Source organism: Streptomyces sp. NRRL B-1140 (genome assembly GCF_001280065.1).
Classification (GTDB): Bacteria; Actinomycetota; Actinomycetes; order Streptomycetales; family Streptomycetaceae; genus Streptomyces.
In genome coordinates this window covers 25872-42047 of record NZ_LGEA01000080.1, presented here as the reverse complement: position 1 = coordinate 42047, position 16176 = coordinate 25872, and the positions used below count along the sequence as shown (strand labels likewise).

Here is a 16176-nt window from a genome sequence, read left to right as displayed (position 1 = left end):
CGCCCCCACCGGCGCCCCTGTCGGCCGAGCCACCCGACTCGTACGACCCGTACGACTCGTGGGGCCGCACATTACCGGTTTGACCTGCGGCATCACCCCGGAATCGGCGATTGCGCCCGAACGCCGCCGCACCGCCCCGGGCACGGTCGGTCGCGTCACCCCGCTGCTCCGCTTCCCCGGGAGGAAACCTCGATGGACCCCGTGCTCGCCGCCGCCGCTTGTGGCGTGCTGATGCTGCTGATCGTCGCCTGTGCGGCCGTGCTCGTCGTTCGGTCCGCGCTGAGCGGATCCGAGTCGAAGGACCGCGCGCGGATCCTCGTGGCCGTGGCCGAGGTGGTGCGGGCGCTGCGGGGGAAGCGGTGACCGGCTCGGCGGCCGGACGGCGGCTTCCCGGGTTCTCCTCGGACGGCTGCTCAGTCCTCCTCGCGACCGCTTCCCGGCGGCAGCCCGCCCACCGTGAACCCCGTGACCGTCCCGCCCCCTTCCCGCCGGAAGGCGAACGGCGCTCCCCCGTGGGCGAGGGCCACCTCGCGGACGATGGACAGGCCGAGGCCCGAGCCCGGCAGGGAGCGGGCGTCGGCGGCGCGGTAGAAGCGGTCGAAGACCCGGGTGAGGTCGCGCTCGGCGATGCCGGGGCCGCGGTCGAGGACCTCGACCCGGATCCGGCCGGGCCGGGCGGGCCCCGAGACGACGATCTCGATGGGGGCCCGGCCGCCCTGGTCGAACTTGACCGCGTTCTCCACGAGGTTGGACAGCGCGCGGGTCAGCATCCCGGCACGCCCGTCGGTCGTGGTGTCGCCGCTCGCACGCAGCAGGATCTCCCGGCCGCTGCGGCGCCGGGCCACCCCCGCCACCTCCTCGGCGATGTCCGCGACGTCCACCCGCCGCGGCGGCTCGGTGTCGGACTGCCCGGCCGCGAGATCCACCAGTTCGTTGACCAGGTCGGTCAGCTCCCGGGCCTCCTGGCCCAGGTCGGCGACGAGTTCGTCGCGGGCCTCCGGCGGGAGTTCGTCGATCCGGCGCAGCAGGGAGATGTTCGTACGCAGTGAGGTGAGCGGCGTGCGCAGTTCGTGGCCCGCGTCCTGGACCAGGCGGCGCTGGTCCTCCTCGGACTGGGCGAGCCGGCCCAGCATGCGGTCGAAGGCCCGGCCGAGGCGGCCCACCTCGTCGTGTCCGGCCACGGGCACCTGGATGCCCAGGCGGCGGGTGCGGGCGACGTCCTCGGCGGCGTCGGTCAGCACGACCAGGCGGCGCGTGATCCGCCGGGCCAGCCACCAGCCGAACAGCCCGGCGCCGACCACCACGGCCGCCACCAGCAGCAGTGTCCGCTGCTGGAGCACCCGCAGCAGGTCCTCGACGTCGCTGAACTCCTGGGCGACCTGCACCGCGCCCCGGCCGTCGCCGAGGGAGACCGTGGCGACGCGGTAGACGTCGTCGCCCACGTCGACGTCCTTGTGCTCGGCCACCTCCCCGGGCGAGGACGCGGCGGCGATCCGCATGTCGGCGCCGGTGACCGGCAGTCCCGGGCTGCCCCGGTCGACGACGTGCCCGTCCGGGCCGAGCACCTGCACGTCGGTGCGGGCGGGCCGTACCAGGTCGTGGCCGGGCGCGGCGGACGAGAAGTCGCCGGGCCTCATGTGGTTCTGGCGCACCTCGTCGCGCAGATCCTGCACGACCTCGTCGAACACCGTCTGCTGGTCCACCCGCACCAGCCGCGCGGCGGCGCTGTACGACAGGATGCCGACCAGGATCGTCACGGCCGCCGTCACCGCCGCGAACGACACCGCGAAAGTGGTGCGCAGCGAGACGAGCCCCGGGCGCCGCCCGGCCGACAGCCGGCGCAGGCGGCCCACTCAGTCCTCCCGCAGTACGTAACCCACGCCGCGGACCGTGTGGATCAGCTGCGGCGCGTCCGGCTCGTCGAGCTTGCGGCGCAGGTAGCCGACGTACACGGCGAGGTTCTTCGAGCCGGGCCCGAAGTCGTAGCCCCAGATGCGGTCGTAGATCGTCGAGTGATCGAGGACGATGCCCGCGTTGCGCACCAGCAGCTCCAGCAGCTCGAACTCGGTGCGGGTCAGTTCCAGCTCGCGCGCGCCCCGCCAGGCCCGGCGAGCCTGCGGGTCCATGCGGATCCCGGCCGCCTCCAGGAACCGCTCCGACAGCGGCCTGGGCGCCTCGGCCGCGGGTGCGCCGCCCGCCCCCACCGGGCTGGTGCGCCGCAGCAGGGCGCGCAGCCGGGCGAAGACCTCCTCCACGTCGAAGGGCTTGACCACGTAGTCGTCGGCGCCCGCGTCCAGGCCGGCGATCCGGTCGGCGGTCTCGACGAGGGCCGTGAGCATCAGCACCGGCGTCCGGTCCCCCTCGGCGCGCAGCACCCGGCACACCTGGAGACCGTCGATGCCGGGCATCATCACGTCCAGCAGGAGCACGTCCGGTCGGTTGCGGTGGGCCTGCGCCAGTGCCTCGACACCGTCGGCGACCGCCATGACCTGGTAGCCCTCCAGGGTCAGGGCACGCTCCAGGGCGTTGCGGATGGCGCGGTCGTCTTCGGCGAGCAGCACGGTGTGGGACACGCGTCCAGTGTGCCAAGCCGCCCGGCCCCGGGGACCGTCCGCGCTGTGCGGGAGCGTCCTTCTTACTCCTCTCTCACCAGCGGCCGGGCAACCTCGGAGCCGGGCCCTACCCTGCCCTCACCCTCGGGCCCGGGCGAGCCTGTCGGCGTGCGTCGGGGCGTCCGGGACGTCCGCCGGGCGGTCCACCGCGAACTCCTTGCGCAGCACCGGCACGACCTCCTCGCCGAGCAGGTCGATCTGCTCCAGCACGGTCTTCAGCGGCAGCCCGGCGTGGTCGATCAGGAACAGCTGGCGCTGGTAGTCGCCGGCGTACTCGCGGAAGGCCAGCGTCTTCTCGATGACCTGCTGCGGGGAGCCGACGGTCAGCGGCGTCTGCTCCATGAAGTCCTCCAGTGAGGGCCCGTGCCCGTACACCGGGGCGACGTCGAAGTAGGGGCGGAACTCGCGCACCGCGTCCTGGGCGTTCTTCCGCATGAACACGTGCCCGCCGAGGCCGACGACGGCCTGCTCGGGAGTGCCGTGCCCGTAGTGGGCGTAGCGCTCGCGGTACAGCTCGACCATGCGCTTGGTGTGGTCGGCCGGCCAGAAGATGTTGTTGTGGAAGAAGCCGTCGCCGTAGAACGCGGCCTGCTCGGCGATCTCCGGCGAGCGGATCGACCCGTGCCAGACGAACGGCGGTACGCCGTCCAGCGGGCGGGGCGTGGCGGTGAACCCCTGCAGCGGGGTGCGGAACTTCCCCTCCCAGTCGACGACGTCCTCGCGCCACAGGCGGTGCAACAGCGCGTAGTTCTCGACGGCGAGGTTGATGCCCTGGCGGATGTCCTGACCGAACCAGGGGTAGACCGGGCCGGTGTTCCCGCGTCCCAGCATCAGGTCGACCCGGCCGTCGGCCAGGTGCTGGAGCATCGCGAAGTCCTCGGCGATCTTCACCGGGTCGTTGGTGGTGATCAGGGTCGTGGCCGTGGAGAGGATCAGCCGCTCGGTGCGGGCCGCGACGTAGCCGAGCATCGTCGTGGGGGACGAGGGCACGAAGGGCGGGTTGTGGTGCTCACCGGTGGCGAACACGTCCAGGCCCACCTCCTCGGCCTTCAGCGCGATGGCCACCATGGCCTTGATCCGCTCGCGCTCCGTGGGCGTCCGGCCGGTGGTGGGGTCGGGCGTGACGTCGCCGACGCTGAAGATCCCGAACTGCATGCTCGCTCACCCTTCAGGTTGTTTATCGTTCAACCATACCTGTGAACGGCGGCCCACGTGGGGCTATTCCCCCGGAGGGGACCTGCCGGACCGACGCCCACGCCGGGCCCGTTGGGGGGCGCCGGCCCGCGCCCGCCCTCGCCCCCGCCGCGTACCCCCCACGTACCCCCGCCAAGGCCCGGCACCGGAGAGCGAAAAGGGCCGGAGCCCGGGCACCGAGGGCCCGGGCCGGATCCGGCGACCCGGCACGGGCGTCAGGGCACGAGCACCAGCCGCCCCCGCACACCCCCCTCGTCGAGCCGGGCATGCGCCTTGGCCGCGTCCTCCAGGGCGAACGTCTCGGCCACCCGCGTCGTCAGCACCCCCTCGTCCACCAGCCGCACCAGCTCCGCCAGCCGCGCCCCGTCCGCGCTCACCTCGACCGCGCCCGTCCGCACGTCCCGGACCGACGCCGGCTCCGCCTGCGGGATGACCCCGGCGTACCGGCCCCCGTCGCGCACCGCGGCCAGGGCCGGCTCACCGAGAACAGCGGCGTCCAGCACCGCGTCGAACTCCCCGTCCGGGACGGCGCCGCCGACGAAACGCCCGGCCCCCAGGGACCGCACGAACGCCTCGTCCCCCTCCCGGGCCAGCCCGGCCACCGCGATCCCCCGGTGCGCGGCCAGCTGCACCGCGTACCCGCCGACCGCCCCCGCCGCACCCGTCACCAGCAGCGACCGGTCCGGCGACAGCTCCAGCAGCTCCAGGGCCTGCAGGGCGGTCAGAGCGTTCAACGGCAGGGTCGCCGCGTGGACCGGGTCCACCGAGGCGGGCGCGAGGGCCACGGCGTCCGTGTCGACGACGACGTAGTCGGCATGGGTGCCCAGCGGCTTGACCATGCCGTAGTCGAGCGCCACCACCGCGTCCCCGACGCTCCACGCACTGGCCACGCCCACCGCGTCCACCGTCCCGGCGACGTCCCAGCCGAGCCCGATCCGCTTGCCCGCACCCCCGAAGACACCGGCCCGCACCCCCGCGTCCACCGGATTCAGCGAGGCCGCCGCGACCTTGATCCGCACCTGCCGCGCACCCGGCTCCGGCACCTCCGCCTCCACGACCTCCACCGTCTCCGGCCCACCGAACGAATTCACCACAACAGCACGCACAGCGAAGCTCCTTGGACAGTCGGTATCCGGGACGACCTCCCGGCCCCCACAACCCTAGGAAGAGCTACTATCCACAGGTAAGTAGTTACCTGTGAGTGCGTACGTACCCCGGAGGTGAGCCATGGTGACCATGACGGCGGCCCAGCGGCGCGAACAGGCCCGCATCGAGTACGACGCCTTCCTCAAGAGCTGCCCCACCAACCAGCTCCTGGACCGCATCAGCGACAAGTGGGTCAGCCTCGTCGTGTCCGCCCTCGCCCCGGGCCCCCTTCGCTACAGCGACCTCGGCCGCAAGATCGCCGGCGTCAGCCCCAAGATGCTCACCCAGACCCTGCGCTCCCTCGAACGCGACGGCCTCCTCACCCGCACCGTCACCCCGTCCGTCCCGGTCCGCGTCGACTACGAACTCACGCCCCTGGGCCACAACCTGGCCCTGCTCCTGACCGCCGTGAAGGACTGGGCGGAGCACCACTTCGACGAGGTCAGGGACGCCCGCGAGCGCTACGACGCCGAGACCCGGGACGACTGACACCGGCGGCACGGCCAAGGGATCGGCGCGCGTGCGAAGCTGACCGCCATGTCCGTACTGCGCTCCGCCGCCCTCTTCGTCCTCGCCGCCCTGCTGGAGATCGGCGGCGCCTGGCTGGTCTGGCAGGGCGTGCGCGAACACAAGGGCCGGCTCTGGGCGGCCGGCGGCGTCCTCGCCCTCGGCGCCTACGGCTTCGTCGCGACGTTCCAGCCCGACGCCCACTTCGGCCGCGTCCTCGCCGCGTACGGCGGGATCTTCGTCGCCGGTTCGATCCTGTGGGGCGTGGTCGCGGACGGCTACCGCCCGGACCGCTGGGACATCACGGGCGCGCTGGTCTGCCTCGCGGGCATGGCCGTGATCATGTACGCCCCGCGAGGGAACTGACCCGGCCCTTCGCGCGGCTCAGAACGGCTCGTCGGGCGGGAGCAGCCCCAGCTGCCCCAGGAAGTCCAACTCGTCGAAGTACAGCCGGTAGTCGACGATCCGCCCGTCCTTCACGGTGGCGATGTCCACCCCGCGGATCCGGACCTCCTTCTGCGTCGGCGGCAGCGTCTCCCCGTTGGGCAGCTCCAGCGGCCCGGTGTTCCGCCCGCGGTAGACGCCCTCGTCGATCGCCGTGTCACCGGCCTCGTAGGAGTGCAGCGCCTCGAACGTCGCCCCGGGGACGGCCTCGGTCATCGTCCGCCAGTACGCGACGATCGCGTCGCGTCCGCGCAGCTCGCCCTCGTCGGGAGTGAAGGCCACCGCGTCCTCGGCGTAGAGCTCGCCCACGACTTTCAGGTCGGGGTGCGCGGTCACCGCGTCCGTGAGCCGGTCCATGACCTCACGTGCCTCACCCATGATCCACCTCCGGGAGAACAGGGGACCACCCAGCCTCATTCTCCCACCACGGGCCCTGCCTATCCTGGCCGGAAGCGTCCGCGCCCCGTCCGCCCCGCACACCCACGCCCGAGGAGCTCCCATGGCCACCGCCGCCCCGTCCGCAGCCTCCCGCATCGCCGTCGTCACGGGTGCGAGCAGCGGAATCGGCGCCGCCACGGCCCGGCAACTCGCCGCGGCGGGCTACCGCGTCGTCCTCACCGCGCGCCGCAAGGACCGCATCGAGGCCCTGGCCGAGGAGATCAACGCGGCGGGCCACCAGGCCACGGCCTACGCCCTCGACGTCACGGACCGCGCGGCGGTCGACGAGTTCGCCACGGCGTTCAGGACGATCGGCGTGCTGGTCAACAACGCGGGCGGCGCGCTGGGCGCCGACCCGGTCGCCACCGGCGACCCGGACGACTGGCGCCGGATGTACGAGACGAACGTCCTCGGCACCCTCAACCTCACCCAGGCCCTGCTGCCCAAGCTGATCGCGAGCGGCGACGGCACGGTCGTGGTCGTCTCCTCCACCGCCGGCCACGGCACCTACGAGGGCGGCGGGGGCTACGTCGCCGCCAAGCACGGCGCCCACGTCCTGGCCGAGACCCTGCGCCTGGAGATCGTCGGGCAGCCGGTCCGCGTCATCGAGATCGCCCCCGGCATGGTCAAGACGGACGAGTTCGCCCTGACCCGCTTCGGCGGCGACGAGGAGAAGGCCGCCAAGGTCTACCAGGGCGTCGCCGAGCCCCTGACGGCCGACGACGTGGCCGACACGATCACGTGGGCGGTCACCCGCCCCGCCCACGTCAACGTCGACCTCCTGGTCCTGCGCCCCCGCGCCCAGGCGTCGAACACGAAGGTGCACCGGGAGTCGTAGAGCCTGCCGGTCAGCCCTTCACACAGACGACCTGCTTGATGCGCGCCACGACCTCCACCAGGTCCCGCTGCTGGTCGATGACCTGCTCGATCGGCTTGTAGGCGCCGGGGATCTCGTCGACGACACCGGAGTCCTTGCGGCACTCCACGCCCTGGGTCTGCTGCTCCAGGTCCTTCGTGGAGAACCGGCGCTTGGCCGCGTTGCGGCTCATGCGCCGGCCCGCGCCGTGCGAGGCCGAGTTGAAGGACTTGGCGTTGCCGAGGCCCTTCACGATGTACGAACCCGTGCCCATGGAGCCCGGGATGATCCCGTACTCGCCGGAGCCGGCCCGGATCGCGCCCTTGCGGGTCACGAGCAGGTCCATCCCCTCGTAGCGCTCCTCGGCCACGTAGTTGTGGTGCGCGCTGATCTCCGGCTCGAACGTCGGCTTGGCCTTCTTGAACTCCTTGCGGATCACGTCCTTCAGGAGCGCCATCATGATCGAGCGATTGTGCTTCGCGTACTCCTGCGCCCAGAACAGGTCGTTGCGGTATGCCGCCATCTGCGGGGTGTCCGCGACGAACACCGCGAGGTCGCGGTCGACCAGACCCTGGTTGTGCGGGAGCTTCTGGGCCACACCGATGTGATGCTCGGCCAGTTCCTTGCCGATGTTCCGGGAACCGGAATGCAGCATCAGCCAGACAGAACCGGTCGTATCCGTGCACACCTCGACAAAATGGTTGCCTCCACCGAGCGTTCCCATCTGTTTTGTGGCACGTTCCTGACGGAACTTGACCGCTTCCGCCACCCCACCGAACCGCGACCAGAAGTCGTCCCATCCGGCGGTGGCCAGCCCGTGGAACCGCCCCGGATCCACCGGGTCGTCATGCATCCCCCGGCCCACCGGAATGGCCTGCTCGATCCGCGAACGCAGCCGGGACAGGTCGCCGGGCAGGTCGTTCGCCGTCAGGGACGTCTTCACCGCCGACATCCCGCAGCCGATGTCCACGCCCACCGCCGCCGGACACACCGCGCCCCGCATGGCGATGACCGAGCCGACCGTGGCTCCCTTGCCGTAGTGCACGTCGGGCATGACCGCCAGGCCCTTGATCCACGGCAGCGTGGCGACGTTCCGCAACTGCTGGAGCGCGCCCTCCTCGACCGAGGCCGGGTCGGTCCACATCCGGATCGGTACCTTCGCACCCGGTATCTCTACGTACGACATAACGCCCTCAATCCCCCGTAAACGAACAGAAGTCTTCAACAGCAAATACCGGCGCCAAGGTCGACGAAAAGGAAATCGGACCGGCGTCCACGGCAGTGCGTGCGATACACATTGTGTCCATCGCCCGCTGTACGGCGGCAAGCCAATATCCGTGTCGAGAGGAGCCACCACGTGCGACGGAAGGCGTGGGCACCCGGAATCGCCGCGCTCCTCGTGGCGGTACTGGCCGGCTGCACCGGCGGCTCGGCCGACGGCGGCCCGACGGACGAATCCAACCCCGACGACACCGGCACGGCATCGCCCGCCGCCGAGCCCGGCCGCTACCGCACGCTGCCCGATCCGTGCGCCGAGGTCGGCGAGAGCACGCTCGACGAACTGCTCCCGGGCATCCGGCAGATCGGCGACGAGGAACAGCGCGACCAGGCCTACGAGGGCGAGCCGACGACCACCTTCGACACCGACCGCAAGGTCGGCTGCCGCTGGAAGGTGGACTCCTCGGCGGCCACCGACCATCTGCTGATCGACTTCGAGCGGGTCGTCTCCTACGACAACGCCGTCAGCGACGACAGCCAGGCCGAGCAGCTCTTCGCGGAGCGGGAGGCCGCGGCTCACCTGCCCGAGCCGACCACCACGCAGACGGCGGCCTCCGGCAGCACCCCGGCGGGCGGTGCGGCGGCGTCACCGAGCGGTTCCCCGGCCCCCTCCGGTTCCTCCTCGCCCTCGGCGCCCCCGTCGGCGACCCCGACCGATCTGCAGCCCCGGGTCCTGGAGGACCTCGGCGACGAGGCCTTCCTCGACGACGGGCTGAACAGTTCCGGTTCGACGGCGAAGCAGCGGACGGTGACTGTGGCGTTCCGCACGTCCAACGTCATCGTGACCATCGAGTACGCGGAGCAGCCGACGACCGTCGGTGTCGTCCCGGACAGCAAGGAAATGCAGGACAGGGCGCAGAAACTGGCCTCCCGGCTGGCGGAGTCGCTGGGCGACTGAGGCCCCTTCACGGCCCCTTCACGCCCACCCGCGAAGCACCCGAAGAAAGAACACATCGCTGCCTCAGCGCGTACGGTGACCATTCGGACCCGTTCCGACCGCAGGGAACCACGAGCGTCATGAGTGAAGGAACCATGCAGCGACGAGCACAGCGAGTAGAGCGAGACCAGCGAGCGAAGCGCCGGGGCCGCGTCCTTGTCTGCGCGGCCGCCGTCCCCGTGGTGCTGGTCGCCGCCGGCTGCTCCTCGGACTCCGGCTCCGGCGACAGCACGGACAAGGCCGCCAAGGCGGCGGCTTCGGCGTCGTCGAGCCCGTCACCGACCGTGCAGGCGGCGGCGTACGACAAGCTTCCGGAGCCCTGCAAGGTGCTCTCGAAGAAGACGCTGAAGGACCTCGTGCCGAAGGGTGTGTCCGGCAAGGAGAGCAAGTCGGACGACATCTCGACGCGTGCCGGCTGCTCCTGGAACAGCCTCGACAACAACGGTGTGAAGGGCTCGCAGTTCCGCTGGCTGAACGTGTCGATGCTGCGCTTCGAGTCGGACGTCACCCGCGGCCCGGCCGACAAGCTGGCTCAGGAGTACTACGAGAAGCAGGTCCAGGAGGCCCAGGCCGCCGAGGGCGCGAAGGGCGTCAAGTCGGAGCCGGTGTCCGGTACGGGCGATCAGGCGACGGCCGTGCACTACGACCTGAAGAAGAAGGAAGGCACGTTCAAGCAGCAGACGCTCGTGGCGCGCGTGGAGAACGTCGTGGTCACGCTCGACTACAACGGCGCCGGTCTGGCCGGTGACAAGACGCCGGACGAGGGCGACCTGCTGAAGGACGCGAAGAAGGCCGTCAAGGAGGCAGTGAAGGCGGTGTCGAACGCGAACGGCAAGGGCGGCAGTGCTCCGTCCGGTGCCGCGTCCGAGTCGTCGAAGCCGTCGAAGTCGCCTTCGAAGTCGGCGTCCAAGGAGGCGTCGGACGAGTCCTCGAAGGGCGCCTCGGCCTCGCCGTCCAAGAAGCCCGCGTCGAAGAGCTGAGCAGTTCCGACAGGAACCGGCCACCCGTTCCCCGCACACATGTGCCACCCTGTTGCGCGCAACAACACGCAAGGGGAGGGGATTACGGGTGGCCGCGCCACTGCAGCTGACTCGGATGCACCGCGTTCTCATCGGCGTGGTCGTGGCCGGTGCCGTGATCATCGCCGGTATCGGCTTCGCCGGTTCGTACGCGGCGGTCCGCGAGTTGGCCATCAAGAAGGGCTTCGGGAACTTCTCCTACGTGTTCCCGATCGGCATCGACGCGGGCATCTGTGTCCTGCTGGCCCTGGATCTGCTCCTCACCTGGATCAGGATCCCGTTCCCCCTCCTGCGTCAGACGGCCTGGCTGCTGACGGCGGCGACGATCGCCTTCAACGGCGCGGCCGCGTGGCCGGATCCGCTCGGTGTGGGCATGCACGCGGTGATCCCGGTGCTGTTCGTGGTCGCGGTCGAGGCGGCCCGGCACGCGATCGGCCGGATCGCCGACATCACGGCCGACAAGCACATGGAGGGCGTCCGTCTCACCCGCTGGCTCCTCTCCCCGGTCCCGACGTTCCTGCTGTGGCGCCGCATGAAGCTCTGGGAGCTGCGCTCCTACGACCAGGTCATCAAGCTGGAGCAGGAGCGGCTGGTCTACCAGGCGCGGCTGCGGTCGCGGTTCGGGCGGGCGTGGCGCAGGAAGGCTCCGGTGGAGTCGCTGATGCCGCTGCGGCTGGCGAAGTACGGGGTGCCGTTGGCGGAGACGGCTCCGGCGGGGCTGGCGGCCGCGGGGATCGAGCCGGCCTTGATACCGCCGGCTCCGCAGCAGGCGCTGGACGCGGCGGAGCCGAAGACGCTCGCGGCGGACGCGGCCCTCGCCGCGGCCGGTCGTGCCGCCGGGGCGGCACAGGCGGGCGCTGCGGCGCCCCGCGGTGGGCAGCGTCCGGAGCTCGACGGCAGCCCCCGCCCGCAAGCGCCCGACGAGGAACCCGAACCCGACCAGAGCCCCTGGTTCAACACCCCGCGCGAGGTGGAGTACCAGGGCGGCTACGACCCGGCCTTCGACCCCGACCAGTACGCCCGGTGGATCGCCGAGCCTCCGCAGGCCGCCCAGCATTCCGACTTGTCGCAGGAGACCCTCTCCCCTGAGGACACCGGCAGCTTCCCCATCCCGGTCGGCCCGAACCGCACACGCGAGCTGGGCGACGGCGGCGGCACACCTCCCACGGAGCCGGACGAGGAGGCGTACTACCAGATCTTCCGTGAGTCGATCAAGAGCGGGAACGGAGCGCCCACCCCGCGCGGGTTCATCGCCGATGTCGAGGCGACGTACGGCGTCACGCTGGAGGAGGCCGAGTCCAAGCGCATGGTGAACCGTTTTTCCAACCGTCTCAACGCAGAGCTGACGGACGAGCACATCGCATGACGAAGGGGCCCTGACACCAGGGCCCCTTCTCTTGCGGCGGCGGTTACCGGCCGAGCAGCGTCCGCACCCGGTCCTGCCCGACCGCGAGCAGCAGCGTGGGCAGCCGCGGCCCGGTGTCACGGCCCACCAGCAGGTGGTACAGCAGCGCGAAGAACGACCGCTGGGCGGTCTTGATCTCCGGCGGCAGCTCCTTGGGCGTGGCGTCGGCGGAGAACCCGGCCTGCACCTTCGGCACGCCGTACACCAGGTGCGTCAGCCCGTCGAGCGACCAGTGGTCGGCCAGTCCGTCGAGCAGCAGCCGCAGCGACTCGCGGCCCGGCTCGTCGAGGGACTTCAGCAGCTCGGCGTCCGGCTCGTCCCGCACGATCGTCCGCTGGTCGGCCGGGACGTGCGTGTTGATCCAGGCCTCGGCCTTGTCGTAGCGCGGGCGCGCCTCGTCGAGGGAGGCCAGCGGCTGCTCGGGGTCGAGCTCGCTGAGGATGCGCAGCGCCTGGTCCTCGTGCCCGGCGGTGATGTCCGCGACGGACGCCAGCGTCCGGTACGGCAGCGGCCGGGACGTCCGGGGCAGCTCACCGGCGGCCGTGCCCACGGCACGCGCGTGCGCGGCGACGTCGGCCGGCAGGGCGCTGCCGTCGGCGACCTTGGCGTCGAGACGGTCCCACTCGTCGTAGAGCCGCTGGATCTCCTGGTCGAAGGCGACCTTGAAGGACTGGTTGGGCCTGCGGCGCGCGTACAGCCAGCGCAGCAGCTGCGGCTCCATGATCTGCAGGGCGTCGGCCGGGGTGGGCACGCCGCCCTTCGAGGACGACATCTTCGCCATGCCGGAGATGCCGACGAAGGCGTACATCGGCCCGATCGGCTGCTTCCCGCCGAAGATGCCGACGATCTGCCCGCCGACCTGGAACGACGACCCCGGGGAGGAGTGGTCGACACCGGAGGGCTCGAAGATCACACCCTCGTACGCCCACCGCATCGGCCAGTCGACCTTCCAGACCAGCTTGCCGCGGTTGAACTCGTTGAGCCGGACCGTCTCGGAGAAGCCGCACGCGGTGCAGGCGTACGTCAGCTCGGTGGAGTCGTCGTCGTAGGAGGTGACGGTGGTGAGGTCCTTCTCGCAGTTGCCGCAGTACGGCTTGTACGGGAAGTACCCGGCGGCGGTGGAACTGCCGTCGTCCTCGCCGGCCGCGCCGGAGCCCTCGGCGGCCTCCAGCTCGGCCTCGTCCACCGGCTTCTGCCCCTGCTGCTTCTTGGCGGGGGCCTTCTTCGTGCGGTACTGGTCGAGGATCGCGTCGATGTCGCCGCGGTGCCTGATGGCGTGCAGGATCTGCTCGCGGTACACGCCGGAGGTGTACTGCGCGGTCTGGCTGATGCCGTCGAACTCCACGCCCAGGTCGGCCAGCGACTCGATCATCGCGGCCTTGAAGTGCTCGGCCCAGTTCGGGTGCGAGGAGCCCTTGGGCGCCGGGACGGACGTCAGCGGCTTGCCGATGTGCTCCTTCCAGGCCTCTTCGTCGACCCCGGCGATGCCCTTGGGCACCTTGCGGTAGCGGTCGTAGTCGTCCCAGGAGATCAGGTGCCGCACCTGGTGGCCGCGGCGGCGGATCTCGTCGGCGACGAGGTGCGGGGTCATGACCTCGCGCAGGTTGCCGAGGTGGATGGGGCCCGACGGCGAGAGGCCGGACGCGACGACGACGGGTTTGCCCGGGGCCCGGCGCTCCGACTCCTCGATGACCTCATCCGCGAAACGGGAGACCCAGTCGGTGGTCTCGGTGCTCTGAGCCACGATCGGCACGTCCTTCTTTCTGCATCGGGCAGCCGGTACGGTCGCACGGCTGACCGCATCATTGTCCCAGACCGCTTCGCGCCCGGAAAAACGGCTTTACCCCCATGGGATACTGGCCGGGTCCATCGATTTCCCCTAGGAGAACGGCACCCTCGCCCATGGCCTCGGTCACGTCCCTCAGCGACTCCGTCCACCAGCGCCTCGCGGCGGCCCTGTCGGCGGCTCTGCCGCAGGCCGGCTCCGCGGACCCGCTGCTGCGACGAAGCGACCGGGCCGACTTCCAGGCCAACGGGATCCTGGCCCTCGCCAAGAAGGAGAAGGCCAACCCGCGCGAGCTGGCCACGCAGGTCGTCTCCCGGGTCGAGTCGGGTGAGCTGATCAAGGATGTCGAGGTCTCCGGCCCCGGCTTCCTGAACGTCACGATCACCGACCGGGCGATCACGGAGAACCTCGCCGCGCGGCACGCGGACGGCGAGCGCCTCGGCGTGCCGCTGAAGGAGAACGCGGGCATCACGGTCGTCGACTACGCCCAGCCGAACGTGGCGAAGGAGATGCACGTCGGTCACCTGCGGTCGGCGGTCATCGGCGACGCCCTGCGCGGCATGCTCGACTTCACCGGTGAGCAGACGATCGGCCGGCACCACATCGGCGACTGGGGCACCCAGTTCGGCATGCTCATCCAGTACCTGTTCGAGCACCCCGGCGAGCTGGCCCCCGCGGCCGACGTCGACGGCGAGCAGGCGATGAGCAACCTGAACCGGGTGTACAAGGCGTCGCGTGCGCTCTTCGACGCGGACGAGGAGTTCAAGGAGCGGGCCCGGGGGCGGGTCGTCGCCCTGCAGTCCGGTGACAAGGAGACGCTCGAGCTGTGGCAGCAGTTCGTGGACGAGTCGAAGGTCTACTTCTACTCCGTCTTCGAGAAGCTCGACATGGAGATCCGCGACGAGGAGATCGTCGGCGAGTCCGCCTACAACGAGGGCATGCCCGAGACCGCCCGCATCCTGGAGGAGACGGGTGTCGCCGTGCGCTCCGAAGGCGCGCTCGTGGTGTTCTTCGACGAGATCCGCGGCAAGGACGACCAGCCGGTCCCGCTGATCGTGCAGAAGGCGGACGGCGGCTTCGGCTACGCGGCCTCCGACCTGACGGCGATCCGCAACCGCGTCTTCGACCTGCGGGCGACGACCTTGCTGTACGTCGTGGACGTGCGCCAGTCGCTGCACTTCAAGATGGTCTTCGAGACGGCCCGCCGGGCCGGCTGGCTGGGCGAGCACGTCACCGCGCACAACATGGGCTACGGCACGGTGCTCGGCGCGGACGGCAAGCCGTTCAAGACCCGTGAGGGCGAGACCGTACGGCTGGAGGACCTGCTGGACGAGGCCGTGCAGCGGGCCGCCGAGGTCGTACGGGAGAAGGCACAGGACCTCACCGAGGACGAGATCCAGGAGCGGGCCGCCCAGGTCGGCATCGGTGCCGTGAAGTACGCGGACCTGTCGACGTCGCCGAGCCGGGACTACAAGTTCGACCTGGACCAGATGGTGTCGCTGAACGGCGACACGTCCGTCTACCTCCAGTACGCCTACGCCCGGATCCAGTCGATCCTGCGCAAGGCCGGCGAGACGAAGCCGGTCGCACACCCGGAGCTCGCGCTCGCCCCGGCGGAGCGGGCGCTCGGTCTGCACCTGGACACCTTCGGCGACACGGTCTTCGAAGCCGCCGCGGAGTACGCCCCGCACAAGCTGGCGGCGTACCTGTACCAGCTGGCGTCGCTGTACACGGCGTTCTACGACAAGTGCCCGGTCCTCAAGGCCGAGACGCCCGAGCAGGTCGAGAACCGGCTGTTCCTCTGCGACATCACGGCCCGCACGCTCCGCCAGGGCATGAACCTGCTGGGCATCCGGACACCCGAGCGCCTCTGAGCCCGGGGCCCCGGCCGACGGTCCCGAGGGCGGCACTCCCCTGTGGAGTGCCGCCCTCGGGCGTTCCGGGGCAGCGTGTGCCGTGACACTCTGGTCCGATGCCGCACCGGGTCAGCGCCGGGCCGTGCTGTTCGCGCCGTCCAGGGCCTCCCGGATGATGTCGGCGTGCCCGGCGTGCTGGGCGGTCTCCTTGATCAGGTGCAGCAGGATCCGGCGGACGGACCAGTGCCCGGGGTCCGGCGGGGACCAGGGGGTGCGCGGCAGCGGAACGCGCACGTCCAGGTCCGGCAGCCCGGCCACCGCCTCCTCGGCGGCCCGCGCGGCCGACTCGTAGCGCTCCAGCAGGGCGGGGAGGGTGTCGCTCCCGGACATCCGGTACTGCGCCATGTCCAGCATGCCGTCGGGCAGTTCCCCGTCGGCCTTGGTCATGATCTGCGTCCACGTCTCCTGGCCCTGGGCCAGGTGCTTCAGGATGCCGCCGAGGGTCAGCTCGCTCACGGTCGTACGCCGCGCGGCCTGCGCGTCGGTGAGCCCCTGCACGGTGAGCAGCAGCAGGGCACGCTGTTCCGCGAACGCCGCCAGCAGGTCCGTCTTCTCCGGGGAAGTGGTCATGTCCCGAACGGTAAGGCGCCAATAGGACGGATTCTGTCCGCCATGACGGTCGCGGGGCCGGCCGGGAT

General features: G+C 71.1%; 16 protein-coding genes. 8 read left to right on the top strand and 8 right to left on the bottom strand.

The window, feature by feature from the left end:
• The first annotated feature begins 192 nt into the window (after positions 1–192).
• Positions 193–363, top strand: a complete 171-nt coding sequence (locus tag ADK65_RS38465) for a hypothetical protein (RefSeq protein WP_159038751.1) — start codon at positions 193–195, stop codon at positions 361–363.
• A 50-nt stretch (positions 364–413) separates the two neighbouring features.
• Here ADK65_RS38465 and ADK65_RS09575 read toward each other — a convergent pair whose 3' ends face one another.
• The 4 genes from ADK65_RS09575 to ADK65_RS09560 all read right to left on the bottom strand — a co-directional run bounded on the left by ADK65_RS09575 (position 414) and on the right by ADK65_RS09560 (position 4912).
• A complete protein-coding gene (locus ADK65_RS09575) occupies positions 414–1853 on the bottom strand; it encodes a sensor histidine kinase (RefSeq protein ID WP_053669530.1) in 1440 nt (479 codons plus the stop codon).
• Positions 1854–2573, bottom strand: coding sequence for a response regulator transcription factor (locus ADK65_RS09570; protein WP_107092252.1), 720 nt, complete (start codon positions 2571–2573; stop codon positions 1854–1856). It abuts the gene before it with no gap.
• Between the two features lie 117 nt (positions 2574–2690).
• Positions 2691–3767: an LLM class flavin-dependent oxidoreductase gene (locus ADK65_RS09565; protein WP_053669529.1), complete on the bottom strand. Its 1077-nt coding sequence runs from the start codon at positions 3765–3767 to the stop codon at positions 2691–2693.
• 254 nt (positions 3768–4021) lie between these two features.
• The gene (locus ADK65_RS09560; RefSeq protein ID WP_053669528.1) at positions 4022–4912 is read right to left on the bottom strand and encodes an NADP-dependent oxidoreductase; all 891 of its coding nucleotides are present in this window, start codon (positions 4910–4912) and stop codon (positions 4022–4024) included.
• Positions 4913–5033: 121 nt separating this feature from the next.
• On the opposite strand from ADK65_RS09560, the gene ADK65_RS09555 reads away from it, so the two are divergent.
• The gene (locus ADK65_RS09555; protein ID WP_053669527.1) at positions 5034–5441 is read left to right on the top strand and encodes a winged helix-turn-helix transcriptional regulator; all 408 of its coding nucleotides are present in this window, start codon (positions 5034–5036) and stop codon (positions 5439–5441) included.
• A 48-nt stretch (positions 5442–5489) separates the two neighbouring features.
• Positions 5490–5825 (top strand): YnfA family protein, encoded by a 336-nt coding sequence (locus tag ADK65_RS09550; protein WP_053669526.1) that lies wholly within the window; start codon positions 5490–5492, stop codon positions 5823–5825.
• An 18-nt stretch (positions 5826–5843) separates the two neighbouring features.
• Here ADK65_RS09550 and ADK65_RS09545 read toward each other — a convergent pair whose 3' ends face one another.
• Positions 5844–6281: an ester cyclase gene (locus ADK65_RS09545; RefSeq protein WP_053669525.1), complete on the bottom strand. Its 438-nt coding sequence runs from the start codon at positions 6279–6281 to the stop codon at positions 5844–5846.
• A gap of 121 nt (positions 6282–6402) precedes the next feature.
• Between ADK65_RS09545 and ADK65_RS09540 the strand changes: the two genes are divergently transcribed.
• Complete coding sequence (locus ADK65_RS09540) at positions 6403–7179, top strand: SDR family NAD(P)-dependent oxidoreductase (protein WP_053669524.1); 777 nt, start codon at positions 6403–6405, stop codon at positions 7177–7179.
• Between the two features lie 10 nt (positions 7180–7189).
• Here ADK65_RS09540 and ADK65_RS09535 read toward each other — a convergent pair whose 3' ends face one another.
• Positions 7190–8383 carry an RtcB family protein gene (locus tag ADK65_RS09535; RefSeq protein ID WP_053669523.1) on the bottom strand — a complete coding sequence of 398 codons (1194 nt, stop codon included), beginning with the start codon at positions 8381–8383 and terminating at the stop codon, positions 7190–7192.
• Positions 8384–8554: 171 nt separating this feature from the next.
• Here ADK65_RS09535 and ADK65_RS09530 point away from each other — a divergent pair, with 171 nt between their 5' ends.
• The 3 genes from ADK65_RS09530 (at position 8555) to ADK65_RS09520 (ending at position 11797) form a co-directional block, all read left to right on the top strand.
• Positions 8555–9373 (top strand): hypothetical protein, encoded by an 819-nt coding sequence (locus tag ADK65_RS09530; RefSeq protein WP_053669522.1) that lies wholly within the window; start codon positions 8555–8557, stop codon positions 9371–9373.
• Positions 9374–9507: 134 nt separating this feature from the next.
• Entirely contained in the window at positions 9508–10392 is an 885-nt protein-coding gene (locus ADK65_RS09525; protein WP_234352839.1) for a DUF3558 family protein, read from the top strand.
• An 88-nt stretch (positions 10393–10480) separates the two neighbouring features.
• A complete protein-coding gene (locus ADK65_RS09520; protein WP_053669520.1) occupies positions 10481–11797 on the top strand; it encodes a DUF2637 domain-containing protein in 1317 nt (438 codons plus the stop codon).
• 43 nt (positions 11798–11840) lie between these two features.
• On the opposite strand, the gene lysS is transcribed toward ADK65_RS09520, so the two are convergent.
• Positions 11841–13589 carry a lysine--tRNA ligase gene (gene lysS / locus ADK65_RS09515; RefSeq protein ID WP_053669519.1) on the bottom strand — a complete coding sequence of 583 codons (1749 nt, stop codon included), beginning with the start codon at positions 13587–13589 and terminating at the stop codon, positions 11841–11843.
• 149 nt (positions 13590–13738) lie between these two features.
• Here lysS and argS point away from each other — a divergent pair, with 149 nt between their 5' ends.
• A complete protein-coding gene (argS, locus tag ADK65_RS09510) occupies positions 13739–15496 on the top strand; it encodes an arginine--tRNA ligase (protein WP_053669518.1) in 1758 nt (585 codons plus the stop codon).
• A gap of 111 nt (positions 15497–15607) precedes the next feature.
• Here the strand turns inward: argS and ADK65_RS09505 are convergent, their stop codons facing one another.
• Positions 15608–16108 (bottom strand): DinB family protein, encoded by a 501-nt coding sequence (locus ADK65_RS09505; RefSeq protein ID WP_053669517.1) that lies wholly within the window; start codon positions 16106–16108, stop codon positions 15608–15610.
• Positions 16109–16176: the final 68 nt, after the last annotated feature.